Annotated in this window: 16 protein-coding genes; 2 read left to right on the top strand and 14 right to left on the bottom strand. The window is 62.3% G+C overall.

The window, feature by feature from the left end; all coding sequences use genetic code 11:
* Nucleotide 1 precedes the first annotated feature (1 nt).
* The 10 genes from thrS to F3089_RS14905 form a co-directional block, all read right to left on the bottom strand.
* On the bottom strand, nt 2–1,933 hold the full coding sequence (thrS, locus tag F3089_RS14950) for a threonine--tRNA ligase (protein WP_151441593.1): 1,932 nt from the start codon (nt 1,931–1,933) through the stop codon (nt 2–4).
* 146 nt (nt 1,934–2,079) lie between these two features.
* Nucleotides 2,080–4,464: an efflux RND transporter permease subunit gene (locus F3089_RS14945; protein WP_151441592.1), complete on the bottom strand. Its 2,385-nt coding sequence runs from the start codon at nt 4,462–4,464 to the stop codon at nt 2,080–2,082.
* A 42-nt stretch (nt 4,465–4,506) separates the two neighbouring features.
* Nucleotides 4,507–5,688, bottom strand: a complete 1,182-nt coding sequence (locus F3089_RS14940; protein ID WP_151441591.1) for a WD40/YVTN/BNR-like repeat-containing protein — start codon at nt 5,686–5,688, stop codon at nt 4,507–4,509.
* An 84-nt stretch (nt 5,689–5,772) separates the two neighbouring features.
* Complete coding sequence (locus F3089_RS14935) at nt 5,773–7,185, bottom strand: DUF1329 domain-containing protein (protein WP_502707352.1); 1,413 nt, start codon at nt 7,183–7,185, stop codon at nt 5,773–5,775.
* A gap of 110 nt (nt 7,186–7,295) precedes the next feature.
* Nucleotides 7,296–9,920 (bottom strand): aminopeptidase N, encoded by a 2,625-nt coding sequence (gene pepN, locus F3089_RS14930; RefSeq protein ID WP_151441590.1) that lies wholly within the window; start codon nt 9,918–9,920, stop codon nt 7,296–7,298.
* A gap of 45 nt (nt 9,921–9,965) precedes the next feature.
* Nucleotides 9,966–10,214, bottom strand: a complete 249-nt coding sequence (locus tag F3089_RS14925; protein ID WP_151441589.1) for a DUF1315 family protein — start codon at nt 10,212–10,214, stop codon at nt 9,966–9,968.
* Nucleotides 10,211–11,086 (bottom strand): rhomboid family intramembrane serine protease, encoded by an 876-nt coding sequence (locus F3089_RS14920; RefSeq protein WP_151441588.1) that lies wholly within the window; start codon nt 11,084–11,086, stop codon nt 10,211–10,213. The genes F3089_RS14925 and F3089_RS14920 overlap by 4 nt, the downstream gene beginning before the upstream one ends.
* The gene (locus tag F3089_RS14915) at nt 11,083–12,051 is read right to left on the bottom strand and encodes a metallophosphoesterase (RefSeq protein WP_151441587.1); all 969 of its coding nucleotides are present in this window, start codon (nt 12,049–12,051) and stop codon (nt 11,083–11,085) included. The genes F3089_RS14920 and F3089_RS14915 overlap by 4 nt, the downstream gene beginning before the upstream one ends.
* Before the next feature lie 11 nt (nt 12,052–12,062).
* Complete coding sequence (locus F3089_RS14910) at nt 12,063–12,947, bottom strand: NAD(+) kinase (protein WP_095617764.1); 885 nt, start codon at nt 12,945–12,947, stop codon at nt 12,063–12,065.
* Between the two features lie 80 nt (nt 12,948–13,027).
* Nucleotides 13,028–15,073, bottom strand: coding sequence for an NADPH-dependent 2,4-dienoyl-CoA reductase (locus tag F3089_RS14905; protein ID WP_095617763.1), 2,046 nt, complete (start codon nt 15,071–15,073; stop codon nt 13,028–13,030).
* 95 nt (nt 15,074–15,168) lie between these two features.
* Here F3089_RS14905 and F3089_RS14900 point away from each other — a divergent pair, with 95 nt between their 5' ends.
* Nucleotides 15,169–16,212 carry an AraC family transcriptional regulator gene (locus tag F3089_RS14900; protein ID WP_192497408.1) on the top strand — a complete coding sequence of 348 codons (1,044 nt, stop codon included), beginning with the start codon at nt 15,169–15,171 and terminating at the stop codon, nt 16,210–16,212.
* A gap of 1 nt (nt 16,213) precedes the next feature.
* Here F3089_RS14900 and F3089_RS15945 read toward each other — a convergent pair whose 3' ends face one another.
* Both F3089_RS15945 and F3089_RS14895 read right to left on the bottom strand, forming a co-directional pair.
* Nucleotides 16,214–16,363, bottom strand: a complete 150-nt coding sequence (locus F3089_RS15945; protein WP_160898515.1) for a hypothetical protein — start codon at nt 16,361–16,363, stop codon at nt 16,214–16,216.
* A 26-nt stretch (nt 16,364–16,389) separates the two neighbouring features.
* The gene (locus tag F3089_RS14895; RefSeq protein ID WP_151441585.1) at nt 16,390–17,421 is read right to left on the bottom strand and encodes an AraC family transcriptional regulator; all 1,032 of its coding nucleotides are present in this window, start codon (nt 17,419–17,421) and stop codon (nt 16,390–16,392) included.
* A gap of 174 nt (nt 17,422–17,595) precedes the next feature.
* On the opposite strand from F3089_RS14895, the gene F3089_RS14890 reads away from it, so the two are divergent.
* Nucleotides 17,596–18,474 carry a MaoC family dehydratase gene (locus tag F3089_RS14890; RefSeq protein ID WP_151441584.1) on the top strand — a complete coding sequence of 293 codons (879 nt, stop codon included), beginning with the start codon at nt 17,596–17,598 and terminating at the stop codon, nt 18,472–18,474.
* 3 nt (nt 18,475–18,477) lie between these two features.
* On the opposite strand, the gene F3089_RS14885 is transcribed toward F3089_RS14890, so the two are convergent.
* Nucleotides 18,478–20,043, bottom strand: a complete 1,566-nt coding sequence (locus F3089_RS14885) for an ATP-binding response regulator (RefSeq protein WP_151441583.1) — start codon at nt 20,041–20,043, stop codon at nt 18,478–18,480.
* Complete coding sequence (gene fixJ / locus F3089_RS14880; protein ID WP_151441582.1) at nt 20,040–20,663, bottom strand: response regulator FixJ; 624 nt, start codon at nt 20,661–20,663, stop codon at nt 20,040–20,042. The genes F3089_RS14885 and fixJ overlap by 4 nt, the downstream gene beginning before the upstream one ends.
* Nucleotides 20,664–20,787: the final 124 nt, after the last annotated feature.

The following is a 20,787-nucleotide window of genomic DNA, read 5'->3' as shown; positions in this document are numbered from 1 at the left end:
GTTAGGTCTCCGTTTCGACTCTGCCCTTGCGTTTGGATTCCGTCTCCAGACGGCCCTGGAGCTCCTCCAGAGTCATGGTACCCAGATCCTCGCCAGTGCGGGTCCGGACAGCCACCTCGCCTTTCTCGACTTCCTGATCGCCAACCACGACCAGGTAGGGTACCTTGTCAATCGTGTGCTCGCGAATTTTAAAGCCGATTTTCTCGTTTCTCAAGTCAGCATGGGCGCGAAAGCCCGATTCCTCAAGCTTCAGCGCCAGATTGCTGGCGTAATCGGCCTGATTGTCCGTGATATTCAGAACCGCCACCTGCAGCGGAGCCAGCCAGAGCGGGAATGCCCCCTCATATTCCTCGATCAGGATCCCGATGAAACGCTCGAATGACCCGAGGATGGCTCGATGGAGCATCACCGGCGTCTGACGCCCCTGCTCCTGGTCCCTGGGCACGTACTCGGCACCCAGACGGCCCGGCATGGCAAAGTCCACCTGAATGGTGCCGCACTGCCAGACGCGCTCCAGACAGTCCTTCAGTGAGAATTCGATCTTGGGCCCGTAGAAGGCGCCCTCGCCGGGGAGCAGCTCCCACTCAACGCCTTCATTGTTGAGCGCTTCCTCCAGCGCTTTCTCGGACTTGTCCCAGATTTCATCCGAACCGACCCGCTTTTCCGGGCGGGTGGAGAGCTTATACTGAATCTCCTGGAAACCGAAGTCCTTATAGACCTCGTGCAGCAGGTCCATGAACGCGGCCACCTCGCCCTGGATCTGGGATTCCTCACAGAAGATGTGGGCGTCATCCTGGGTGAAACCACGCACCCGCATCAGGCCATGAAGCGCGCCGGATGCCTCGTTGCGGTGACAGGACCCGAACTCGGACAGCCGAAGCGGCAGGTCCTTGTAGCTCTTCAGGCCCTGATTGAACACCTGCACATGGCAGGGGCAGTTCATGGGCTTGATCGCGTAGTCGTACTTCTCGGACTCGGTGGTGAACATGTCGTCCTGGAACTTCTCCCAGTGACCGGACTGCTCCCAGAGCGTGCGCGATACGATCTGCGGCGTACGGATTTCCTGGTAACCGTGCTTCCGCAGCTTGGCCCGAAGGTACTGCTCAATCTGCTGATAGACCGTCCACCCCTTGGGGTGCCAGAACACCATACCAGGTGCCTCTTCCTGCATATGGAAGAGGGACAGCTTCTTGCCCACCTTGCGGTGATCGCGCTTTTCCGCTTCCTCCACACGCTTGAGGTAGGCCTTGAGCTGCTTCTTGTCCGGCCAGGCGGTGCCGTAGATCCGCTGCAACTGCTCATTGTCAGTATCACCCCGCCAGTAGGCTCCGGCAACCCGGGTCAGCTTGAACGCTCCGAGACGGCCTGTGCTGGGCACGTGCGGACCACGGCACAGGTCGATGAACTCGCCCTGCTTGTAGAAGGAGAGCTGCTCCTCGCCCGGAATGTCGTCGATGATCCGGACCTTGTACTCCTCTCCCATGCGGTCAAAGAGCTCCTTCGCGCTTTCCCGGTCCATGAACGACAGCTCAATGGGGAAGTCCTGCTTCGCGAGCTCCTCCATCCGCTTTTCGATCTTTTCGAGATCGTCCGGCGTGAAGGGGCGGTCATACCTGAAGTCGTAGTAGAAGCCGTTTTCCACCACGGGACCGATGGTTACCTGGGCGTCCGGGAAGAGTTCCTTAACCGCCTGCGCCATCAGGTGAGCCGTGGAGTGGCGGATCACCTCAATGCCCTCCTGGTCACGGTCCGTCACAATCGCCACTTCCGCATCATCGTCGATGGTATAGCCGGTATCCACCAGCCGGCCATCAACCTTGCCTACCACGGCGGCTTTGGCCAGACCAGTACCGATGCTGCGGGCCACTTCCTCGACGGTAACGGGGTGGTCGAAAGTGCGCTGACTGCCGTCCGGCAGGGTAATCACGGGCATAAACAGGCTCCTGTCAGTGGTGATCCCCACGAAAGATCACATGAATGTTGGTAAACGGAGAATTCTAACAACGGAAAAGCCGCACGGCCATCCGGATTCACCACGAATCCGGCGGCACGTGCGGCCCTTGCCTGCGTAGAACCGTTCTATTGCGGGCCGTTGCCTGCTTTCGCCGCAATCTTTTCCGGCTTGAGCAGGAACCGCGCCAGAGCCGGCATCAGCCAGATGGCGCCGACCATATTCCAGAGGAACATGAAGGTCAGCAGCAGGCCCATGTCCGCCTGGAACTTGATCGGCGACAGCATCCAGGTGAACACGCCCAGCGCCAGTGTGATGCCCGTGAAGGCTACGGCCTTGCCGGTGCTGCGCAGCGTCTCGAAGTAGGCCTCCTGCAGCGGATAGCCTGCTTTCAGGAAGCGCTCCAGCTTGCTGAACATATAGATACCGTAGTCCACACCAATGCCCACGCCCAGCGCGATGACCGGCAGCGTGGCGACCTTGATGCCAATGCCGGCCTGGGCCATGAGGGCTTCGGCGATGATCGAGGTCAGGCCCAGCGGCAGGATGACACAGAGCACGGCCCGCACGGAGCGGAAGCTGATCAGGCAAAGCAGCGAGACCACACCGTAGACGGCCAGAAGCATCTTGTTCTTGGCACTGGCAATCACCTCGTTGGTGGCAGCCTCAACACCAGCATTGCCCGCACCCAGCAGGAAACGGTGCCGTTCGTTGTTGTACTCATCCGCAAAGTCCTCCACCTCGTCGGTCACGCGGCGCAGGGTCTCCGCCTTGTGATCGTCGAGATAGGCCACCAGCGGCGTCAGGCTGCAATCGGTGTTGATCATGCCACTCGGCGCCTGCCGGATGGAGGCATTGATGATGGTCTGGTTCCGGGATATCTCGTACCAGTTCCAGTTGCCCTCATTGAGCGCCCGGGTCACGATCTTGGAAACATCCGCCAGCGAGCCGGTCGACTCCACCCCTTCGGTGTTCGCCAGCCGCCACTGGAGCCGGTCCAGGGAACGTAGCACCGGATACTCGGTACAGGTCTCGCTGGGTGTCTCAACCATGACCACCAGCACGTCCGCGGACTGGCTGTAATTGTCCACAATGAAGCGGTTGTCCTGGTTGTACTGGCTGTCAGGCCGCAGTTCGGGGGCGCCCTGGTCCAGGTCCCCGACCTTGAGATCCTGCTTGTAGTACATGGCGACTCCAAAGCCCACCACTGCGATCAGCAGTGAAACCGGCGCCACGCCCGGATGGGCGAAGTAGGACATGAGACGCCACTTGCGGTCCGCCCCACCCTCGTGGTTCTGCACATGCTTGACGCCACCCTTGGTGATCCCGATGTAGGACATGATCACCGGATGCAGGACCAGGTTGGTGATGATGATCACCGCCACCCCAATGCCGGCCGCCACAGCCAGATCCCGGATCACGTCGATCTCGATGAACAGCAGCGTCAGGAAACCGAAGGCGTCGCTCACCAGTGCCACGATCCCCGGGATGTAAAGGGATCGGAATGCCAGACGGGCGCTGGTCAGCGGGTCAAAACCCTTGGCCGCCTCCAGCGCCATGGCATTGACCACCTGCACCCCGTGACTGATCCCGATGGCAAACACCAGGAATGGCACCAGGACCGAGTAGGGATCCAGGCCATAGCCGAGCAGGCGCAGAATGCCCATCTGCCAGAAAACCGCGATGATGGAGACGATCACCGGCACCACGGTTCCGGCGATGCAGCGCGAATACCAGAACAGGAACACCGTCGTCAGCACAATGGTGATCAGCGCGAACAGCGCGACGGACTCGATACCCTCAATCAGGTCGCCAACCAGTTTGGCGAAGCCGACAATGTGGATGTCGACGCTGGGGTTCTGTTCCTCAAACTGCTGGCGGATCTTCTCCTCCAGCTGGCGTGAGAAATTCCGGTAATCGATGGGTTCGCCCGTTTCCGGGTTGCGCTCAAGCAGTGGCGCGTAGATGATCGAGGACTCGAAATCATCCGCTACCAGTGACCCGATGGTGCTGGAGCGCAGGACGTTGTCCCGCAGTTGGTCCAGCGACTCCTCGGAGCCGTTATAGTCGTCCGGTATGACGGTACCGCCCTGGAACCCCTCCTCGGTCACCTCCTGCCACCGGACGTTGGGCGTCCAGAGCGATTTCAGGCCGGAGCGATTGACGCCATTGAGATAGAAGACCTCGTCCGTGATCTTCTCCAGGGTCTCCATGTACTCCTTTTCGAAAATGGTGCCATCCTCGTTCTCAACGGCAATCCGCACGAAGTTACCGAGATTCGAGAGATCCTCCCGGTGCTCCATCATATTGACGATGTAGGGATGCTCCAGCGGTATGAGCCGCTCGAAGCTGGCATCGGGCTGGATCTTCACCGCGTTGTAGCCGAGAAACAGGGTCAGCGCGAGAAAGACGATCAGGATGATCGGCCTGCTATTGAAAATCAGCCGCTCAATCATGGGCTCAGCGCCCGCGGACGGAGCGCGTCGCTCGCCGTCGGAGTTCCAGTTAGACATTCAGTAAATCCTCAAACCGTTTTGCTGGGGTACTGCTGCGGTTCAGTTGCGTTCGGGCGTCGGCGGGTCCGTTTCCTGACCCTTGCCGCGGCGGTCCGTACGGACCGCGCCGCGCTCACCCACCAGCACCAGGCCGTCATCGGGAATCAGTGTCACGCCCACATAGGAGTGCCGGGCCGGACGGACGTACTCGGAAAAGCTCTTCCCCCCGTCATCGCTGTAAACGACAGCGCCGTCGTTGGCCACAATGACCACTTCGCCACTGTCATTCACATCACCGGCATTGAGCGTGCGGTCACTGTCTGAATCCACGGACGTCCACTCCTCGCCGTTCTCGGAACGGTAGATGTTGCCGCGGAGGCCATAGGCGAGCACGCCACCATCACCGGTGCCGACAACACCGAAGAAGGAGCCGGGATAACCGGGTTCAATGGTTTCCCAGCTGCTGCCATCATCGGTTGATCGATAGACAAAGCCGGATTCGCCGGCAATATAGAGGTCATCGCCCTCAACCTGTGTAATCTCGTTGAGGTGGAAGCGGCTTGGGTTATCAATACGCCCGGAAAGGGGCTGCCAGGTCTCACCGCCGTCCTGGGTCCGATAGATGAGGTTATAGGCGCCAATGGCGATACCATACTCAGCGTCCCGGAACCAGACGTCCAGCATCGGCTGCCAGGGACCGAACCGGTCCAGATCCTCCTGGAGGATGTCGCGCGTATAGACCAGGTCATCCAGCTCCCACTCCAGATCCGAGATCCGGTCCTCATCCTCGGCGGCCTTAATCTCCGCCTCCTTGGACTCGATCCGCTCCTCATACTGGGACACCAGCATCGGGATGCCATCACGCCCGTCAAACTGGTGATTCCAGGTCTCGCCACCGTCACTGGTGTGCAGGATCACACCACTGTGACCAACGGCCCAACCCTCTTCGGTGTTCCCCTCCGGAAAATCAACGCCAGTCAGAGTTGTTGAAACAGGCACCTCGGCTTGGGTCCAGCTTTCGCCGCCATTATCGGAGTAGACGATATGGCCACGCTCACCCACGGCCACCAGCCGCTCACCGGCGTACTCCACATCCAGCAACAGGGACTCGGCCGCAAGATCAGTCTCCAGTGCAGGGACCTCAAGGACGTCGCCCACACCATGCGCCGATCCGGCACCCCCGACAGCAATGGCCACTGTCACACCAATGCCGATAATACGTTTCCTGGTTCGAGAGAACATTCAGACTGCCTTTCTGATTGAACTGATTTAACAGGAACCCTGACACCAACAGACCCGGACTGTGCCGGGTCTGTTCGCATCGGGTCAGCGACGTCCCCTGCGCCGGAGCGCCTGGGGTGAGAAATAGCGCTTGTTCGGGACGCGATCCGTGAACACCAGGGTTTCCCCCTCTTCAGTATCAAGCCCCTGCACGTGGTAACGCTTGGACTGGAGATCATGGAACATGTCAAGCGCCGTCCAGACCGTCGGAACCTCGTAATAGCTCTTTTCCATGGCCTGGCTTACACGCCAGAGCTCGCCCCGACCGTCATACTGGTCGACACTCACCACCTTCCAGCTGTCCGCATCGATGTAGAACACGCGGCGCGAGAAGATATGACGCTCATCGTCCTTGAGATTCGCCTCAACAACATGCACGCGGTGCCGCTCCCAGCGCTGGAGATCCGGATTCAGATGCTTGGTACCGAGGATCTTTTCGTACTCAAGTCCGTCCTGTGCAATCTCATAGTTGTTATACGGGATGTAATACTGCTGAACGCCCCGATATTCCCAGTTGTATTTGTCCAGCGCGCCATTGAACAGGTCAGTTTCGTCCGCGGTTCGGAGATTGTCTGCCGCCGCAATCGGAGAGTCGTAAGCCAGGTTCGGCGCACGGCGCACCCGCCGCTGGCCGGCGTTGTAACCCCAGGCGCGGCGCGGCTCCTTGACCTGGTTCAGGGTCTCGTGGATCAGAACCGCCCCTCCGGCCAGACGGGCGGGGGATGTGGTCCGCGACAGATAGTAGAACAGCGTATTGTCCAGCGTGCTCTCATCGCCTTCCGGGTTGTAGAAGTTGTAGAACAGCTCCTGCTCGGACATGGTCATGCTGTAGTCGCCATCCGTCTCAACCGCCACTTCACCGGAACGGCGCTCGACGTAGATGCCACGCCAGCTTGTGAGGTGGTTCCACATGGCCTGCTGCGCCTGCTCCTCGTTGCTGCCATGCAGAATCGGGAACGGAATGCCCCCGTAGGCGCCGTCAATCCCGTTGCCACCCCCCACAAGCTCCGCGTCCGTGGCGTTATCCTCGATGTTGTCCAGAATCCACTCCGGCCAGGCCATGGTCCGGCGTGAGGGGTAGACATTGATCTCGTAGGTATCCGGATAGGCCTGCAGGAGGGCCTTGGTCCCCTTGGTCAGATACTCATCGTACTGCTCCATGTTATCCGCCGTGACCGTGTGACGGATCTCATCGTCCGGGAAGGGGTTGGGGTGGAAGTCCCCCGATTCGCCGTAATCCACGTTGTCCGGCGGCTCCGGCAGCCCGCCGTCATAGGCCGGAATCACGCCATCATCGCTGCCCGCTCGCAGGGCACCGAAACGGGTGATCTCTCCGCCACCCAGTCGCTGCGCCTCGGACTGGGAAACTTCCGCTGTCAGGCTGCCCGAGCCCAGCATCAAACCACCGGTAACAGCGGCAATCAGGGTAATGTTCAGGCGTGGTGCTTTCATTCGCATCGTTGGGATCCTGTTGTTGTTGTGCACCCGACCGTGGAAACGGCGCTGGTTGCAGACACGACTCTCCGAAAGCGTAGACGATTGCACCGCTTTGTCCATTCACCGGCGCATCAGCCGGATTCCCCCAGGCTCTTGGTAACAACCTCGTAGAGATCCCGGGAAAGGTCCGGCAGATCCCGCAGCTCCCGCAGGATGCCTGCCATGGAATCACGCAGGTGCGGTGCGTACTGGCGCCACCGTGTCAGTGGCTGAGCCAGCTGTGCCGAGATCTGTGGATTGAAGGCATCCAGTCTGCGGATCTGCTCACCCAGGAAGCGGTGCCCACTGCCATCCGGGCTGTGGAAGTGCGTCAGATTGCGGCCCGCGAAGACGCCGATAACCATACGAACCTTGTTGGGGTTTTTCCAATCGAAGGCGGGATGCGCCAGCAGTTCTGTGACACAGTTCACATTCCCTATCCAGGGGCTTCCGGACTGGACCGCAAACCACTGCTCGACCACCTGGGGGTCGTGGTGCCAGTCCGCATGGAACCGCGCAAGCGCGTCCTCGCGCTCCTGACTGAAGGGCGAGTCAACCAGCGCCTTGAGGGCCGCCAGACGGTCCGTCATGTTGGTGGCCTGCTCAAACTGGGCAAGCGCCTGCTCGCGGCCCTGCTCATCACCGATACGGGTCAGCAGCGTCAGCGCGCTGTTGCTCAGGGAGCGGGCGGCCACCTGCCCGGGCTCAAATGCATAGCTGCCGCCCGGATGATGGTCCGCCCTCACCTGCACCAGCTCATCCCGCAAGGCTCTGGCAACGGTCTGCTCCACCTGGTGGCGGGCCCCATCAATGGCTGCCACATCCGCCTCGTCGGTCAGCTCAATGAGCCAGGCCGTTGAAGGCAGCGCCAGCATGCGGGCCACCATGGCGCGATCCAGCCCCGGTGTGGTCAGCAGTGTCCGGTAGGCCTCGACCGGTCGCGGATCCACTTCCGTGTCACGCCCCTGCTGGATTGACAGGATCACATCCACCGCCAGCTTCTGCCCGGCATCCCAGCGATTGAATCCGTCCGGATCACGGCTCATCAGGAACATGAGCTGATCCCGCGTCCAGGGGTAGTCAAGCTTCACCGGCGCCGAGAACCCGCGCAACAGCGAGGGCACAGGGCGCTCTGCCAGCCCGCTGAACTGGAAGCTGTGCTCATCACCAGTCAGCTCGAGCACTGTTTCCGTATTCTGCTCAGCATCCAGTGGCAGGGCTTCCCCGTCACTGGCGATAAGCCCCATGCGCACCGGGATGTGGAACGGTTCCTTGTGGCTCTGCCCAGGGGTTGCAGGGCATGACTGGCGGATAGTCAGCGTGTAGGTTCCGGATTCGGCGTCGAACGTATCCGTAACGCGCAGCTCAGGCGTCCCCGCCTGCCCATACCAGCGCCGGAACTGGGTGAGGTCACGGCTGCTGGCATCCTCCATGGCGCTGACGAAATCATCGGTGGTGACGGCCTGGCCGTCATGGCGAGCAAAGTAGAGGTCACTGCCCTCGCGGAACATGTCCGGCCCCAGCAGGGTATGGATCATCCGCACCACTTCGGCCCCCTTCTCGTACACCGTCAGAGTGTAGAAGTTGGCGATCTCAATGTAGGAATCCGGGCGTACCGGATGCGCCATGGGCCCGGCATCCTCGGCGAACTGAGCCGTGCGCAGCATGTTCACATGATCGATGCGCTGGACCGTGGGCGACCCCATGTCCGCGGAGAACTGGTTGTCCCGGAAGACGGTGAAGCCTTCCTTGAGGCTGAGCTGGAACCAGTCGCGGCAGGTCACCCGGTTGCCCGACCAGTTGTGGAAGTACTCATGGGCAACGATGCTCTCAATGCGGTCATAGGCCGCATCGGTCGCCGTCTCGGGGCTGGCCAGCACGCAGGAGGAATTGAAGATGTTGAGCCCTTTGTTCTCCATGGCGCCCATGTTGAAATCATCCACGGCCACGACCATGAAGATGTCCAGGTCGTATTCCCGGCCATAGACCTCCTCGTCCCAGGCCATGGCCTTCTTCAGCGACGCCAGGGCGTGTTCGCACTTGGCCTCGTTGCGTGCCTCCACGTACATGCGAAGATCAATGGTACGCCCGGAGCCGGTCACGAATTCGTCGCGTTTCTCCACCAGATCGCCGGCCACCATGGCGAACAGATAGCTCGGCTTGGGATAGGGGTCCTCCCAGGTCACCTGGTGCCTGCCGTCTTCCAGCTCCCCCCAGTCAACCGGATTGCCGTTGGCGAGCAGGACCGGATAGGCCTCCCGATCCGCCTCAATGCGGGTGCGGTAGCAGGCCATGACGTCCGGCCGGTCCAGGAAGTACGTGATGCGGCGGAATCCCTCCGCTTCACATTGGGTGCAGAACATCCCGGAGGACTGATAGAGACCTTCCAGCCGCGTATTGTCCCGGGGATGGATGCGTGTGGTCACATCCAGATGGAAATGCTCCGGCACACTGGGCACCGTCAGGAAGCCCTCGTCCACACGATGGTTCTCAACCGGGCGGCCGTCGAGCATCAGCGATTCCAGCCCGAGTTCCTCGCCGTTCAGGACCAGATCCCGCGCCTGCGACTCGTCCGCCGGATTGCGGCGGATATTCAGGCGCGAATGCACCAGGGCACAGTCCTCAAACAGCTCGATACGCAGATCAACATGATCAATGAGGAAGGCGGGCACCCGGTAATCCGCCAGGTGAACGGCCTGGGGTTGCTCTGCTCTCATGACGGACACTCTTGTTGTTGGTGGGTTCTGTCGCTGCAGCGCGGATCAGTGGCGGGTATCGTGCACCTGCACGCCACCATTGCCATTGCCGGATTCCGGCCGCTCGATGGTGCCGGTCCGTTCCTCCTGGGGAATGCCGTGCTCGTTCTCATACCAGATGATGGCTTCCATGCAGATGCGCTTCTGCTCCTCGCTCAGGGACGTGCCGTCCGGCCACTTGCCCAGCTGCAGGGATTCGCGCAGACGCTGATAGATGCGCGGATCAAGCTGTCGGATCAGCTCCTCGTAGGTCATTGCCCTCTCCTCATGTCATTGGCCGACCGCACCATGGCATAGGCGAGCCCGCTGAGCAGTCCGCCCAGATGGGCCGCGTTCGCCATGCTGGCCCCCAGAAGGGCTTCGGTCAGCGGTGTGAAACCGATCAGCAACCATACCACCGCCACTGTCATCAGTGCCGGGGGGAACTGGAAGCGCGGACGCCCCTGGTTACAGAGCCAGACGTACCCGAGCACGCCGTACACCACCCCGGAAAGACCACCGAACAGTGGTCCGGAAAACAGGAACTGGGGGATATTGCCGCCCAGTGAGGTTACGAGCACCAGTGCCACCATGTGGCCCCGGCCATCGATGGCCTCGATCTGGCTGCCAAGGAACCAGAGCATGACGCCGTTGAAGATCAGGTGCATCAGGCTGAAATGCAGCAGATCCGGCGTTACCAGCCGCCAGAGCTGCAGGCTCGCCACCGTCTGGGTCAGAGCCTCCAGGCGGTATTCAAAACTGGAGACAGGCCACTCGTAGGGATTCACGATGGTCAGCAGCACCATCAGCTGCTCTCGGGCCCCGAAGGCGGTCATCCAGGCGATCAGGGCAGCGGCCACGATCAACGCGAAGGTAAAGGGAGCATCCCTGGGGCCGGCCTGCCAGTGCCCAGCCACGACACGGCGCGTGCGTGGCCTCGTGAACCCCTCGGGCGCGCCGGAGTGGCGGGGATCCTCAAGGTAGCGCGTAAGCGCCTCGGTAACCGGCTGGCGCAGCTGTTCGCCCTCGATGAACAGCACCTGGTGCCCCTCGTCATGCTCGATTACATGGGTCACACCCTGGGAATCCAGCCAGCGGCTGAAAGGCGCCAGATCCACCCGTTCCGGAATCGCTGCGATGCGAATCATGCGCCCTGCTCCGAACGGTTCACCTCAACCCAGACAAAATGGTCCGGGTCCAGGGTATGCTCATCATCCAGCCGGTAGGCCACCATGCGGCCGTATTTCACCGCGCTGTAGTCCAGGCAGGCAACGTTGGGCGTGATCGGTTCGGGCACGCCCTCCAGCCAGTAGTGGCCCACGAAGACCGGCGGTTCGTTACGGTCGTAGGTGAGCAGCCGTTCCCGGTCTTCAGGATGCAGTGGCCGATTGGCCACGTCCTCCGGCAGCGGATCGGGCTGGAAGACGATGTCGCCATAGGTCTCGGCCTGCTCCGCCCAGAACTTGGTGCGGAAGAACTGGCGCTGGAAGCCGTCGCGACCGGTCATGACACGGTCATCCGGCAGCTTCATGGCAGTCCCCCGCAGCAGCCGGTCCATCACCCTGCCGGCGAAGGAATGCGGCGCCATCGAGGCATGCAGGAACTCCTCGTTGATGCAGGCATCCGGGTGCATCCGCTCAAACTGGCGGATCAGGTGTTCATCCCAGCAGGCGTGCACCACCCGGAAGCCGTCCCGCTCCAGGAACAGGGGCAGCTCGTAGAACCAGTTCAGGAAATCATGCCACTCGTTATCGTAGTGCTCGAACTGTTCCAGTGTTGCGCGGATCAGGCGGTTGTGCCGCTCGTTGTGCTCACGCACGTGCCGGCGACCACTGCCCGGACGCGCCAGGGTGCAATAACCCAGGGCGTTGTACTCATGGTTCCCCATCACGATCAGTGCGGACCCACGATCCACCATGTCCCGCACCAGGTGCAGCGCCTCCCGTATGCGCGGGCCTCGGTCGATGATATCGCCCAGGAAGATCGCCATGCGCGAGGGATGCTCGTAAACGCCCTGACGCTGGCGGTAGCCCATCTGCTCCAGAAGCCGCTCCAGCGTCAGCGCACAGCCATGGATATCGCCGATGATGTCGTAGCCCTGCGAGCGCTTCATGACTGCCCCATTCAGCTTGCCGCGATGGTGCTTGCCCAGCCCAGCTTCTCGCGGCAGGTCGCGTAGAAGTTGTGGTCGCTGGGGTGGATCAGGTTCAGGCGGAAGGGGCGTTTGGCGATGGAGATCGCATCACCGGGACCGCAGGAGAGTTCCTTCTGGCCATCACAGCTGACCTGGGGCCAGGACTCGTTGGCCTCGTCGATGATCAGCTTGATCTCGCTGTTGCCATCCACGACGATCGGCCGGCTGCTCAGGGTATGCGGGAACATCGGCACCAGCACGATGGCATCCAGCTTCGGATGCATGATAGGCCCGCCTCCGGACAGCGCGTAGGCCGTGGATCCCGTGGGCGTTGAGACGATGAGCCCATCGGAACGCTGACTGTAGACGAACTGACCCTCGATATAGAGATCGAAGCCGATCATGCGGGTGGAACGGCCCGGATGCAGCACCACATCGTTGAGCGCCGTGCCGAAGCCGGTAGGCTCACCGTTGCGCTTGATCTCGGTGTCGAGCATGAAGCGCCGCTCCTGGATGTAGTCCCCTTCCAGGACGGCATTCAGCCGGGTTTCGAGTTCATCCGGAGAGATATCGGTGAGAAAGCCGAGACGCCCCCGGTTGACCCCCAGGATGGGAATGCTCGACTTGGCGAGGTCCCGCACAGCGCCCAGAAGGCTGCCGTCTCCGCCCACGACGATGGCCAGATCACAGATCTCACCGATCAGCTTCTTGCTGGCCACCTGCAGACCGTGCCCGGGCAGCATGGAGGCGGTATCGGCCTCAAGCACCACCTGGTAGTCGTTCTCGATGAGGTAGGTTTTGAGCCGGCGCAGTGTCTCGACAACCTTGACACTGCCCATGCGCCCGATCACGCCGATGTTCTTGAAGGTCTCCATGAACCGCCTTAATCCGCCGGTAGCCCGTGGGTAACAGACCCACAGTCTACCGGATCACGCCCGACCACGGGAATCACCGATTACAGCGCGGCGGCCACACGGCTGCCCTGGTCAATGGCTCGCTTGGCATCGAGCTCGGCGGCCACATCGGCACCGCCGATCAGGGTCACTGTCTCGCCAGCGTTCTCAAGATCCGCCTGCAGTTCGCGCAGCGGTTCCTGACCGGTGCACACGATGATGTTGTCCACGGCCAGCACCTGTGGCTCCCCGTTGATGCTCACATGCAGCCCCTCGTCATCGATGTGGTGGTATTCCACCCCGGGCACCATGCGCACGTTGCGCATTTTCAGCGAGCTGCGATGGATCCAGCCCGTGGTCTTGCCCAGGCCCTTGCCGGGCTTGGACGTCTTGCGCTGGAGCAGCGCCACCTCACGCGGCGGCTGCGGCGGATTCGGCTGCAGGCCTTCCACACCACCCGGGGTCTCGACGCTGACGTCAACGCCCCACTCCTTCATGAAGTGGTCCGGGTCCAGCGAGGGCGACGGCCCTTCATGGGTCAGGAACTCGGACACATCGAAGCCGATGCCGCCAGCGCCCATGACCGCCACACGGCGCCCCACAGGGGCTTCCTTTTTCAGCACATCGATGTAACCCAGCACGGAGGGATGATCGATGCCCGGAATCTCCGGCGTGCGCGGATAGACGCCCGTCGCCATCAGGATCTCGTCATAGCCCTGACCGGCCAGCGTTTCCTTCGTCGCCCTGGTGTTCAGGTGCAGGTTTACCCCGTACTTCTCAATCATTCGCCGGTAGTAGCGCAGCGTCTCGTGGAATTCCTCCTTGCCGGGGATCTTCTTGGCCATGTTGAACTGCCCACCGATCTCGCTGGCGGAATCGAACAGGTCCACCTGGTGGCCGCGCTCGGCCGCCACGGTGGCAGCCGCCAGGCCCGCGGGACCGGCGCCGACAACCGCGATGCGCCTTGCCTGGGTGACCGGCTCATAGACCAGCTCCGTCTCATGGCAGGCCCGCGGGTTCACCAGGCAGGAAGTGAGCTTGCCCTGGAAGGTGTGGTCCAGGCAGGCCTGGTTGCAGGCGATGCAGGTGTTGATCTCGTCCGCCCGGTCCTCCGCCGCTTTGGCGATCAGGTCCGCGTCCGCCAGGAAGGGCCGCGCCATGGAAACCATGTCGGCATCTCCCTCGGCGATCACTTTCTCGGCCAGATCCGGCATGTTGATCCGGTTGGTGGTCACCAGCGGGATACTGACCTCGCCCTTGAGACGCGCCGTCACCTTGCTGAAGGCGCCACGCGGCACCATGGTCGCGATGGTGGGCACCCGCGATTCGTGCCAGCCAATGCCGGAATTAATGATGTTGGCACCGGCCTTTTCAACTTCCTTCGCCAGATGCACCACCTCTTCCCAGGTGCTGCCCTCGTCCACCAGATCGATCATCGAGAGCCGGTAGATGATGATGAAGTCCTCGCCCACGACTTCACGCACACGGCGGATAATCTCCAGAGGCAGCCGGATACGGTTCTCGAAGGAGCCGCCCCACTTGTCAGTGCGGTGGTTGGTGCGCCGGGCGATGAACTGGTTGATGAAGTAGCCCTCGGAGCCCATGATCTCCACGCCATCGTAGCCGGCCTCGCGGGCGAGGCGTGCGCAGTTGGCGTAATCGTCGATCTGCTTCTCGACCTCGTCGGTTTCCAGTGCCCTGGGCGTAAATGGGTTGATCGGTGCCTGGATGGCCGAGGGCGCCACAAGGTCCGGCGAGTAAGCGTAGCGGCCCGTGTGCAGAATCTGCATGCAGATCTTGCCGCCGGCCCGGTGGACGTGATCAGTCACGACGCGATGCTCACGGGCTTCCTCATCGGTATCCATCTTGGCAGCCCCCTTCATCACCGCCCCTTCCGGGTTGGGCCCGATACCACCGGTGACGATGAGCCCTACACTACGCGCCCGTTCCGCGTAGAACGCCCCCAGGCGCTCGAAGCCATTGGGCGCTTCCTCCAGACCGGTATGCATGGAGCCCATCAGCGCGCGGTTGCGCAGCTGGGTGAAGCCCAGATCCAGCGGCTCCATGAGATGGGGGTAGGCGTTGCTGTCGGATGGGGTGCGGGTCATGGCGATCTCCTTGTTCTGAATGCGGTCAAATTACCCGCCTGGCCCGGATGCTACAATACGGCCACATTGGTTTGGATTATTTTCAGGTTGGTTTTATGGTCAGTAGCCGCCCCAATCGGCTGGGCGATATCAGCGTCAACCATGTGGCGGTCATGGCCCGCACCCTGCGCAGTCGCGGCCACGACCCCGGACCATGGCTGGCCCGTTACCGGGTTTCCCGACGCCTGTTGAATACCCCCGGAGCCCGTATCAGCATCCCCCGGTTCATGCGTATGGGCCATGCCGCCATCCAGATGACGGAGGACCCGGCACTGGGGATCGACTTCGGGCGCCATACCCGCATGACGGACCTGGGACTGGCCGGCATGGCGGCCGCGAGTGCGCCCTCGCTGGGAGAGGCCCTGGAAACCCTGGTGCGCTATGAGCGGCTGATGAGCACCAACAGCCGCGGCCAGTCACACACCACGCACACGGCCGATGGCGGGCTCCATGCCGTGTTCTACTCCATCAGCCCCTATAACCGCTACAACTGCTTTGTGGTGGATTCGATCCTGGCCGGCTGGGTGGCGCTGCTGCGGGAGCTCGGCGGGCCGGCAACACAGCCTTCCGCGGTCACCATTGAATACGCCGGGCCAGCCAACAGCGAGCCTCATGCCGAGTGGTTCCAATGCCCGGTTCAGTTTGATGCGCCACAGAACCGTATTGAGCTGCACCCGGAAACAGCCGCACAACGTAACCGGCTGGCCCAGAACGCCCTGTTCCAGGAGCTGTGCCAGCACTGCGAAACGGAACGTCAGAGGCTGATCTGGGGGCAGAGCACCACCGAAAGGGTGCGTGAGGCCATTGCCCGGCGCATGGGCTCAACGCCGCCCAGCATGCACGCTGTGGCACTCGCTCTGGGGACCACGGAATGGGGACTGAGGCGGGCTCTGGAGCAGGAAGGCATGACCTACCGTTCCCTGCTCGATCGTACCCGGCGGGAACTGGCCGAGGACTACGTGCGTGGCACGCCGCTGTCGTTCTCGGATATCGCGTCACTGGTCGGGTTTGCAAACCCCAGTGCCTTCCACGGAGCATTCCGGCGGTGGTACGGGTGCAGCCCCGGGCGGTACCGGCGCCGGTATGGAATGGCGCGCTGAGTCAGAGGTCGATGCCGTCGTCGCATTCGGCGTCCTCCGCGTCATCGTCCTGAAGGCCCAGCTCCAGCAGTTCTTCTTCGTATTCGCGCATGACAACCTCCCGGTTACCGTTCAGTTTCCCGGTCAGCGTGCCAGCGGGAGGTGACAGCATTGTGACACCTCCCATGAGCGCGCGGATCAGCTGGCCATTTCCTCATCGTGTTCCGCGGAACGCCGCCGGTACTCAATAGGCGTCATGCCGGACCAGCGCTTGAACGCCCGGTAGAAGGTGCTGGGCTCGGAAAAGCCGGTGAGATAGACGATCTCGTCAATGGACTCGTCCGTGGCGGCGAGAAGCCGGCACGCCAGCCGGTAACGGAACTGGGAGACCACCTGGTTGAAGGAGGTGTTGGCCTCGGTCAGGCGTGTGCGCAGGGTGCGTGGCTTCATGTTGAGGCGCGTCGCCACCGCGTCCAGGGTGACCTCGCCGGAATCCAGCTGCTCGGCTACCAGCCGTTCCACATCCCCGACAATATCCTGCTTCTCAAGCTCGGCGACCTGCTCACTGGCAAAGCGCTCGTGCAGCGCCAGGAGTCCCGGCTCGTGGTGCGGCGAGGGGTGCTCGAGAAGACTCGCCGGAAAGTACAGCCGGGTATCCTCCTGCCCGAAACTCACCGGACAGCCCAGAATCTCGGCAACCCTGTCCTGGCCCTGGGCCCGTTCGTGCTCGAAATGAACCGCTGTGGGCCGGAACTCCCCGTCCGTAACGGAATCAAAGAAGGTCAGCACACCCTGGACGAAGCATTCCGAGAAATGCCCGATCCGCCGGATCTCTTCGGCGGCGGCGTTGAGCACCAGGTAGCACTCCTCGCTTCCGTCTTCATGGAGTTCCAGGTCCGCGGCGTCGGTAAGCAGGCGCTGGTAGTTCTTGGCCCGCCTCAGCCCATCGCCGAAATTTGGGCTGGACAGGAACAGGTATTCCAGAACCTGCCCCTTGTAGGTGGGCACATGCAGACCCAGGTGCAGGCCGATATCCGGATCCCCGGTGACATCCTCCACCACCTGCCAGAACAGTACCTGAGCCGCGTGCGGCGTCCTCAGGTTTTCCCGCTGAAGGTAATTCTCGTCCACCCCCAGCCGCCGGAATATGGCGTCGGTGTCGACTCCGGCCCGCTGCATCGCCTGGTAGACCAGACGAAACAGGACCCCTGAATCCCTCTGTTCCTGCATACTGTCGTTTCCCGGCCTGTTGTTGTTTTGACCTGAGTGCCGTGCAGCGCCGGAACTTGCGCAATTGACGCTGTCACAGCCCGTGTGCATTCTTCGTGGCATCATACAGGGCGGTTGGCCCAAATGACATCCACCTGTGACACATCTCTCAGTCTAGACACAAACCGGACGCTTATGAACCAGACAGCCCATTACCGTTTCAGTGGCCCCGCGCTGCTGCCCATGTACGGCAAAGCCCTGCTCGCCAGCAGCAAGGGCGGCCGCCACGCCGCAGCGGACATGCCCGAACTCAGCGCCGACATTGAAGGCGTACGCACCGACACCGCTGAGCTGCGCCGTTACCGGGAGGTCTGCGGCTTCATGACCAGCAGCCTGTGCCCGGTCACCTGGCCGCATATCCTGGCCTTTCCGCTGCACATCCGCCTGATGACTGATGCCGCTTTCCCCCTGCCTCTGATGGGGCTGGTGCACATCGGCAACCGGATCGAACAGCAGCGGGCGATACGCCAGGGGGAGATTCTCGAGCTCCGGGCGCGGATCGCCAACGCCAGGGACACCGATCGCGGACTGGAATTCGACATCCTGACCGAGGCAAGCTCCTCGGGGCATGTCATCTGGAAGGAATACAGCACCCTGCTCTACCGTCAGCCTACCGGGAACAACGGAAAAGACGGGAAAAAGCAGCCCCCTGAAGCGCCACAGATGCTCTCCGGCCAGGCCACGGTCCAGGCCCCCGGCAACATTGGTTACCGCTACGGCCGGGTCTCCGGGGATATGAACCCGATCCACCTGCACCCGCTATCGGCCAAGGCCTTCGGCTTCCCGCGTAATATCGCCCATGGCATGTGGAGCAAGGCACACTGCCTGGCGCTGATGGAGAAGGCCGAGGGGCCACTGGAGGCGGTAACGGTGGACACCCAGTTCAAGAAGCCGTTCTTCATTCCCGGAACCGGCATCCTCACCTGGGAGCGCAACAGCACCGAAACAGCCTTCCGTCTTCTGAACAAGGACGCCTCCGCGCCCCATCTGGAGGGAAGCCTCAGCCGCGGTTGAGGGTCATTCGGGATCGGGCACGGTGCCGTCCGCCAGCGGCAGGGAGAACCAGAACACGGTGCCCCCGCCCTCGCGGCGCTCAAACCCGATCTCACCGTTCTGGCCAGTGATCAGGCTGCGGCAAAGCGACAGCCCGATCCCCATGCCCTCATCCTTGTTGGAATAGAACGGCTGAAAAAGGCGCTCCTCCGCGTCTTCCGGCAGCCCGCAGCCGCGGTCCGCCACGCGCACGCACACCGCATCCTCCAGCGCCTCCGCACTGACTTCAACGGGCTCCTCGCTGCCGCAGTTGCGTGAGGCTTCAAGCGCGTTGCGGATCAGGTTGAGTACCACCTGCTGCACCTGCACGGGGTCCGCGACCGCATAGGGCAGGTGCTGCGGGATCGACAGACTGACCTCGATCGCGTTGTTGCGCGAATCCACCTCGGCGAACTCGCGGCTCTCCACAAGCAGTCGGGCCACATCCACGGTCTCCTTGCCGGTAGCGGGCTGGTGCACGAACTGCCGGATGCGGCGGATAACCTCACTGGCGCGGTGGGACTGGGCCGTGATCTTCTCCAGCACCTCCGCGAGCGCGTCCTGGTCCAGGGTATCCTTCTCCATCATTCGAGAGACCAGGCTGACGTAATTGGCGATGGCGGTCAGCGGCTGGTTCACCTCATGGGCCACGCCGGCTGCCATCTCGCCCATCACTGACAGACGCGAGGCATGCGCCAGCTGTTCACGCTGTTCCGCAACCAGGTCCCGTGTCTCCTCCAGCGCCCGCTCCTGGGCCAGTTCCTCGGTAATGTCCCGGAACACCAGGACGCTCCCGGTCAGTTCACCGTTCTCGAAGCGGGGCGCCGCCCGGTACTCTGCCTGGAAGCTGGTGCCATCCGCACGGGTCATGGTCACGCCCCGCCGCAGTACCGCTGCGCCGTCCTGGCACAGTACCCGCCCGGCGTGGGAAGCCTCCTCGCCGGAGTCATGGGTGAAATGCAGATCCCCGATACGACGCCCCACCAGCGCGTCCTGTTCCGCCCCTGCGATTTCCGCCGCCGCCGGGTTGGCGAAGGTGATCACACCCTGGGGGTCGAGCCCATAGATGCCCTCGAAGATGGCGTTGAGCAGGCTGGCCTGTTCGCTTTCAAGCTGGCGATTGCGCGCCTGCATGACGCGCTCCAGCTGGATCACCCGGATCTGGGTATCCACCCGCGCCATGACCTCCTGGGCCTGGAAGGGCTTGGCGATGTAGTCCGCACCGCCCATGTTGAAGCCCCGGACCTTGGCATCAATGTCGTTGAGGGCGGACAGGAAGATGATGGCACTCAGGGCCGTGTCAGTGTCCGCGCGCAGATGCTTGCAGACCTCGAAACCATCCATGCCCGGCATCATGATGTCGAGCAGGATCACCTCAGGGTGATGCCGGCGCGCCAGCTGCAGTGCCTTTTCGCCGTCGTTGGCGATCAGAAGCTGGTAGCCCTTGTCCCTCAGGGTTTCGTAGAGCACCTTGAGGTTCTGGGGATTGTCGTCCACCAGCAGGACACAGGCCTGCTCCGGGTCGGTGGGCGTTTCGCTGACCGTGCTCATTCCGGGTCCCCGTCCCGCACGCTCATGACCATGCGCACCAGCTGGGCGAGTGAATGGGTTCCCATCTTGTGCATCACCCGGGAGCGGTGGATTTCGACGGTGCGCTGGCTGATGTCGAGCTCAATGGCGATGACCTTGTTGGCCTGGCCGGCGACCATGCGATCCATGATCTCACGCTCACGCGGCGTGAGCTGGGCCAGCTGCTCCTCGATCAGCCGTTTCTCCTCCCGGCCCTGATGCTGCTCCGCATCCGTGGCCAGGGCAGCCCGGATCTTCTCCAGAAGCTGGTCTTCACGGTAGGGCTTCTCGATGAAGTCAACGGCGCCCTTGCGCATCGCCTCCACGGCCAGGGGCACGTCACCGTGGCCGGTTACGAAGATGATCGGCAGGTGGGAGCCCCGCTCAATGAGTTCCTCCTGCAGCTCCATGCCATCCATCTCGGGCATGCGGATATCCAGCACAATGCAGCCCTGCATACCGCCATGCCAGTCTTCCAGAAAGCGGGTGGCGCGCTCGTATCCCGCAACCGCCAGCCCTTCCGAGCGCAGCAGCATGGACAGGGAATCCCGGACCGCCTCGTCATCCTCTACGATATAGACCGTCTGCTCGGTCTCCGCCATTGGCATACTCCTTTACTGATTACTGTCGCCCGCACCGGGCATGGTCGTGCCCCATCAACCGGTGGCGCGACACGCGGAACCTCCGGGTTTGAGAGCGGGCAGACGCCCGTTATTGTTAGCGAAC

This window comes from Halospina sp. K52047b, from assembly GCF_008709855.1.
In the GTDB taxonomy this organism is placed as follows: Bacteria; Pseudomonadota; Gammaproteobacteria; order Pseudomonadales; family Oleiphilaceae; genus Halospina; species Halospina utahensis_B.
The sequence above is the reverse complement of the archived record's forward strand: the minus strand, read 5'-3'. Positions and strand labels throughout refer to the sequence as shown.

What these genes read in the sequence shown, in the direction of transcription:
- F3089_RS14905 (WP_095617763.1), bottom strand. Translation starts at nt 15,073, where the DNA reads ATGACCCGCACCCCATCCGACAGCAACGCCTACCCCCATCTCATGGAG.
- F3089_RS14935 (WP_502707352.1), bottom strand. Translation starts at nt 7,185, where the DNA reads ATGCGAATGAAAGCACCACGCCTGAACATTACCCTGATTGCCGCTGTT.
- F3089_RS14940 (WP_151441591.1), bottom strand. Translation starts at nt 5,688, where the DNA reads ATGTTCTCTCGAACCAGGAAACGTATTATCGGCATTGGTGTGACAGTG.
- fixJ (WP_151441582.1), bottom strand. Translation starts at nt 20,663, where the DNA reads ATGGCGGAGACCGAGCAGACGGTCTATATCGTAGAGGATGACGAGGCG.
- F3089_RS14890 (WP_151441584.1), top strand. Translation starts at nt 17,596, where the DNA reads ATGAACCAGACAGCCCATTACCGTTTCAGTGGCCCCGCGCTGCTGCCC.
- F3089_RS14945 (WP_151441592.1), bottom strand. Translation starts at nt 4,464, where the DNA reads ATGTCTAACTGGAACTCCGACGGCGAGCGACGCGCTCCGTCCGCGGGC.
- F3089_RS14895 (WP_151441585.1), bottom strand. Translation starts at nt 17,421, where the DNA reads ATGCAGGAACAGAGGGATTCAGGGGTCCTGTTTCGTCTGGTCTACCAG.
- F3089_RS14900 (WP_192497408.1), top strand. Translation starts at nt 15,169, where the DNA reads ATGGTCAGTAGCCGCCCCAATCGGCTGGGCGATATCAGCGTCAACCAT.
- F3089_RS14920 (WP_151441588.1), bottom strand. Translation starts at nt 11,086, where the DNA reads ATGATTCGCATCGCAGCGATTCCGGAACGGGTGGATCTGGCGCCTTTC.
- pepN (WP_151441590.1), bottom strand. Translation starts at nt 9,920, where the DNA reads ATGAGAGCAGAGCAACCCCAGGCCGTTCACCTGGCGGATTACCGGGTG.
- F3089_RS15945 (WP_160898515.1), bottom strand. Translation starts at nt 16,363, where the DNA reads ATGCTGTCACCTCCCGCTGGCACGCTGACCGGGAAACTGAACGGTAAC.
- F3089_RS14885 (WP_151441583.1), bottom strand. Translation starts at nt 20,043, where the DNA reads ATGAGCACGGTCAGCGAAACGCCCACCGACCCGGAGCAGGCCTGTGTC.
- F3089_RS14910 (WP_095617764.1), bottom strand. Translation starts at nt 12,947, where the DNA reads ATGGAGACCTTCAAGAACATCGGCGTGATCGGGCGCATGGGCAGTGTC.
- F3089_RS14915 (WP_151441587.1), bottom strand. Translation starts at nt 12,051, where the DNA reads ATGAAGCGCTCGCAGGGCTACGACATCATCGGCGATATCCATGGCTGT.
- F3089_RS14925 (WP_151441589.1), bottom strand. Translation starts at nt 10,214, where the DNA reads ATGACCTACGAGGAGCTGATCCGACAGCTTGATCCGCGCATCTATCAG.
- thrS (WP_151441593.1), bottom strand. Translation starts at nt 1,933, where the DNA reads ATGCCCGTGATTACCCTGCCGGACGGCAGTCAGCGCACTTTCGACCAC.